Source organism: Clostridium sp. 1001270J_160509_D11 (assembly GCF_015667935.1).
Lineage (GTDB): Bacteria > Bacillota > Clostridia > Peptostreptococcales > Peptostreptococcaceae > Intestinibacter.
Genome location: NZ_JADPET010000174.1, coordinates 1 through 5,149, shown reverse-complemented (window position 1 = coordinate 5,149; position 5,149 = coordinate 1). Strand labels below are relative to the sequence as shown.

General features: G+C 28.8%; 5 protein-coding genes. 1 reads left to right on the top strand and 4 read right to left on the bottom strand.

All coding sequences use genetic code 11. The annotated features are described in order from the left end of the window. Positions 1 to 29: 29 nt before the first annotated feature. From I4U58_RS12480 to I4U58_RS12465, 4 genes are all read right to left on the bottom strand, one after another. Positions 30 to 788 (bottom strand): ABC transporter ATP-binding protein, encoded by a 759-nt coding sequence (locus I4U58_RS12480; RefSeq protein WP_295571498.1) that lies wholly within the window; start codon positions 786 to 788, stop codon positions 30 to 32. Then, complete coding sequence (locus tag I4U58_RS12475; RefSeq protein ID WP_243269631.1) at positions 788 to 1,822, bottom strand: iron ABC transporter permease; 1,035 nt, start codon at positions 1,820 to 1,822, stop codon at positions 788 to 790. Before I4U58_RS12475 ends, I4U58_RS12480 begins: the two co-directional genes overlap by 1 nt. Before the next feature lie 34 nt (positions 1,823 to 1,856). Further along, positions 1,857 to 2,885 carry an ABC transporter substrate-binding protein gene (locus tag I4U58_RS12470; RefSeq protein ID WP_195931669.1) on the bottom strand — a complete coding sequence of 343 codons (1,029 nt, stop codon included), beginning with the start codon at positions 2,883 to 2,885 and terminating at the stop codon, positions 1,857 to 1,859. A gap of 154 nt (positions 2,886 to 3,039) precedes the next feature. After that, positions 3,040 to 3,750: a helix-hairpin-helix domain-containing protein gene (locus I4U58_RS12465; RefSeq protein ID WP_195931668.1), complete on the bottom strand. Its 711-nt coding sequence runs from the start codon at positions 3,748 to 3,750 to the stop codon at positions 3,040 to 3,042. Between the two features lie 77 nt (positions 3,751 to 3,827). On the opposite strand from I4U58_RS12465, the gene I4U58_RS12460 reads away from it, so the two are divergent. Then, the coding region (locus tag I4U58_RS12460; protein ID WP_195931667.1) for a D-alanyl-D-alanine carboxypeptidase family protein at positions 3,828 to 5,149 on the top strand (1,322 nt) is incomplete at its 3' end.

Below are 5,149 nucleotides of genomic sequence, written 5' to 3'. Positions count from 1 at the left end.
ATAATTATATTTTATTAGAAAATATATAATTATCTACTATATAAAATATGCATATCACCTTTTGAGTCATTTACAATTTCAACATCTATATCGTAAATTTCTTTAATAAATTCTTTAGTTAAAACCTCTTGTGGCGTTCCACTTCCCACGATTTTGCCATTTTTCATTACAAATAGTCTATCACAATACATTGCGGCAATATTTAAGTCGTGTATAGCAGCTACTATAGTTAAGTCTAAGTCTTTTACTATATTTAAAAGTGATAATTGATATTTAATATCTAGATGATTTGTCGGTTCATCTAATATTAAACAAGGTGTTTGTTGAGCCAAAGCTCTAGCTAAAATTACCCTTTGTTGTTCACCACCTGATAAAGTAGAAAAACTTCTGTTTTTAAATTCTAACATTCCAACTTTATCTAATGATTCATTGACAATTTGGTAGTCTTTACTGTTATCTGGTTCTAATCTTTTTTTATGTGGAGAACGCCCCATAAGTACTACTTCTTCAACCGAAAAATCAAAATTATAGTAGTTGTGTTGTGCTACTACAGCCAGTTTTTTAGCAGACTCTTTTACACTCATTGTAGATATAGGTGTATTTCCTAACATTATACATCCTCCATTCGGTTTTAATGTCCTATATATACATTTTAATAAAGTAGATTTACCGCTTCCATTTGGGCCTATTATTCCTACAAACTCTTTATTTTTAGAGTCTATAGATACGCCTTTTAATATTTCATTATTTCCTATTTCCATTTTTATATCTGTCGCACATATATTCACTACTCAGCACCTCCAAATCCATAAGATCTTTTTACCATTAGATAGATAAATACAGGTGCACCTATCATTGATATTAAGATTCCTATTGGCATTTCTGAATTTGGTATAACTATTCTAGATAAAGCATCAGCACAAATCATAAATATAGCACCGACTAATGCAGATATAGGTATTAATTTTTTATGGTCTGTACCAAATAACATTCTGACTGCATGAGGAATTATAAGTCCTACAAATCCTATTACTCCCGCACAATAAACAGAAAGTCCTATCATTATTGAAGTTATTATTAAGTATATATGTCTTGGCTTGTGTAAGTCTGTACCTAAAGTTATAGACACATCGTCACCTAAAAGCATTAAATTTAATACTCTGTATCTGCTCCAGAAGAATATACACGCTATAATAACAACAGGAAGTATAACTATATTAGTTTCCCATTTGGCTCCTGCTAAACTACCAAGAAGCCAATAAGTCACACTTTGCATTCCTGTTTTATCATTTGCTATATAAATTATAAAATTTGAAAATGAAGAACATACTGCACTTAGCGCCATACCTGCTAAAATTAATTTTGAAGAAGTCGCACTACCTTTTATATTGGCTAATAGTAATACTCCAAATGAAACTAATAAAGCTCCTATAAATGCCATTACTCCAACAAAATTTCCTCCTAATACAGCCCCAAATCCAAGCATTATTGCAAATGTTGCTCCAAGTGATGCACCTGATGATATTCCTAAGATATATGGGTCTGCTAGAGGATTTTTTACTATAGCCTGCATAACAACTCCACTAATACTTAATGCCATACCTATAGCTATTGCCAATACTACACGTGGAAATCTTATTATCCATACGACATCATGTATAGGTCCAGTTGCATACTCACTAAACGACTTAATTCCTAAAATTTTATATCCTAAAACTTTGTAAACTTCTGATACCGAAATTTTGGCACTCCCTAGGGTAACCGATATCATAACTGATCCGACAAGTATTATTAATAATATTAAAGCTACACCTATATACATAGGTGTAGACTCTTTGATTGATTTCTTATTCATATTATTTGTTTAAATCAGGATATAAACCTTGTGATATAGTTTCTATACCGTTTATTGTACGAACACCTGAAGCATACATATCTCCAAGCATTATTGGAACTATCCTTTTATTTTTAACTGCATCTAAACTGCTGAATGCTTTGTCTTCTAATAATTTATTTAATGCATCTTGTTTAACTTGTTCTGGATCATCACCTGAATAAGGCATATATACTACATATATTACATCTGGATTTAAAGATACTATATCTTCTTTTCCTAATTTACTTTGGTCTTTTGCTACTAAGTTTGCTCCTAGAGATGTTATCATATCTCCACCTAAACTATTTTCTCCATAGTTTGTTATTTCGTCACCTAAGAATTCTAACATTAATACATTTTGTTTATCTTGACCTTTTGCAGCTTTTAAAGCTTCGTCTATTTTAGATTGCATATTATTTACTATTTCTTGAGCTTTATCTTCTACATTAAATATTTTTCCTAAATTTAATATATCAGTCATCTCATTTTGTATAGTTCTCTTTTCGCCTTCTTTTCTTCTTGTATTAGTGTTTATGTATGTATTACATCCTTTATCTATCCATGTATTTACATCACCTAATTTGTCTTCTGCAAATATTGAACCCCAGCTAAGTATCATATCTGGATTTAATGCTGTTACAGTTTCTTTTGATGGTGTAAATTCTGTTAAATATTCAACCTTTTCAAATGCTTTTTTATATTTTTCATCTAATTCATTATCTAGACCAGCTGCAGCAACTAATCTATCTTCTAGACCTAATTCTAACATTGTTTCTATAGATCCTTGATATACTGCAAGTACTTTTTCTGGAGCTTTGTCATAAGTTGTCTTAACTTCATCTCCTGCATAATTATAAGTTGTTACTTCGACTGGGTAACCTGCTACCGCTTCTGAATTTGAAGAAGCAGAGTTACTAGCTGTATTGCTTTTAGAGCTACAACCAACTGATGTTATACACATTGCTGTTACTAATGTTGCTGTAGTTAATTTCTTTAACCTTTTGTTCATAACTTCCCTCTCAATTTTATTTTATAGATTTTAGCTTTATCACACTGTATAATGTGATTTTACTTATGATTTACTTTTTCTATTTTATCATGATAAACCTATTTTCCATACAGTTTTTTATTATTTTTATATTCCATTTCGTTATTACTAGTTATTATTTTACACAAATTAATTCTTTCATATTCTCAAATTTCTTCTCTCCAATTCCGTTTACATTTTTAATTTCTTCTATGCTTTTGAACTGACCATTTTCTTCTCTATAATTCAAAATTTTATTTGCTGTAGCTTCCCCTACCCCTGGAATTTTGTCTAATTCTTCAATATCAGCTGTATTAATATCTATTTTGTCACTATCTTTACTTTCTTGATTTTCTTTAGAGGTATAAGTATTTTGAGATATTGTATTATTAGATGAGTTCATTTTATCATTATTTGTACTTGTTTCTATTTTTTCACCTTTTTTAGGTATTATATAATGCATTTCATCTTCTAACTTCATAGCTAGATTTATATTATTCATATCTGCATTTTCAGTAACACCGCCTAATTTTTCTACAGCACTTGCAAGTCTTTGATCACTATTTAAGGTTACTATTCCTGGATTTTTAACCTCCCCACTTACATATATTGTGATTTTCTTAGAACCTATATTTTTATTATTAGATTCTTCTTTTGACTTAATTGATTTACTTTCTGACTCGCTTTCATTTGAATATTCCTTTTTAATATTTTCTTCATTAGAAGATAAATTATCACTTTCATTTAGTACATAAGTTTCATCAGAGAAATATCCTTTAAATACTAAACTAGATATTGAAATTAATATAATTATTATAAAAACTATTATTTTTCTTTTATTCTTCATTTTTCTTCCTCCTTATTATAGATTATTGCCAAAAATATGTTATACTAAAATGTAAGTTTATAAATTGGAGGTATAAAATGAAAAAGAAGCTATCATTCTTACTAGTATGTCTAATAACTGCTATGATGGTAATCAATTCTTCTATTACAGCCTTTGCTGAAACATATGATAATGTGGATTTAATATCTAATTATGGGGTTGTTATTGATTATGAGACTGGACAAGTTTTAGGGGGAAAAAACATTGATTCAAAAGTTTATCCGGCATCTACAACTAAAATTTGGACGGCTTATTTAACAGTTAAGAATACTAAAAATCTAGATGAACCTATTGAAATTACAGAACCTCCTGGCGTTGATGGTTCTTGTATGTATCTGGAAGTAGGAGAAATATTCACAGTTAGAGAATTATTACAAGGTTTGTTAATCCATTCTTCTAATGATGCAGCTGTTGTATTAGCAAAATATGTTAGTGGTTCGGTTGAGGAATTCGCAAATTTAATGAATGAAGAAGCCAAAAAAGCTGGTGCGTTAAATACTCATTTTAACAATCCACATGGTCTTCCAGATGAAAATCACTATACAACGCCATATGATATGGCAATGCTAGCTAGAAAAGCAATGAGTGAAAAAACTATACGTGAAATTGTAAATACAAAATCAATTTCATTTAAAGAAAAAAATACACCTAATAGCAAGGTACATTTTTCACGTTATTTTACTAATACCAATTTATTTTTAACATCAAATGATAATATGAATTATAAGGGTCAATCTGTTCCTATAAAATACGATATTGTCGATGGTATAAAAACTGGATATACAGATGATGCTGGTAGATGTTTATTAAGTAGTGCTGTCAAAAATGATATGAGAGTTATAGCAGCAGTTTTCAAAAGTAATGGAACTAATGTATATGTAGATTCTAGAACTTTACTTGATTATGGATTTGAAAATTATACATCTAAAACAATTATCAATAAAGAAGATTATACAAAAACCAAAAGAGTATTATTGACTAAAGAGAAAGAATTTATTTATAAACCAAAATCTAGTTATAAATTAGTTATGAAAAATGGGGAATCTACTGAATCTGATTACTCTTATAAAGAAAAATTAGATTATGATTTACCAATTTATGAAGGCGACAAAGTAGGTACATTAGAAATCTATAACGGTAAAAAACTAGAAAAAACTATAGATTTAGTATCTACTAGTGAATTGCATAGTACTTTTGCATTTTTCACTGAGAGTAACTTCTTCAACGTTTTATTTAAGATAATTTTATTCTTAATATTAGCATTTTTATTATTTATAGTTTATATTGTAGTAAGAAAAAAATATAAAAGAAAAATGAAAAAAATTTCTCAAAAGAACAAAAAGAAAAATACTCAAGCTCG

Coding starts and splice junctions, on each gene's coding strand:
- I4U58_RS12465 (WP_195931668.1), bottom strand. CDS start 3,750: ATGAAGAATAAAAGAAAAATAATAGTTTTTATAATAATTATATTAATT.
- I4U58_RS12475 (WP_243269631.1), bottom strand. CDS start 1,822: ATGTATATAGGTGTAGCTTTAATATTATTAATAATACTTGTCGGATCA.
- I4U58_RS12470 (WP_195931669.1), bottom strand. CDS start 2,885: ATGAACAAAAGGTTAAAGAAATTAACTACAGCAACATTAGTAACAGCA.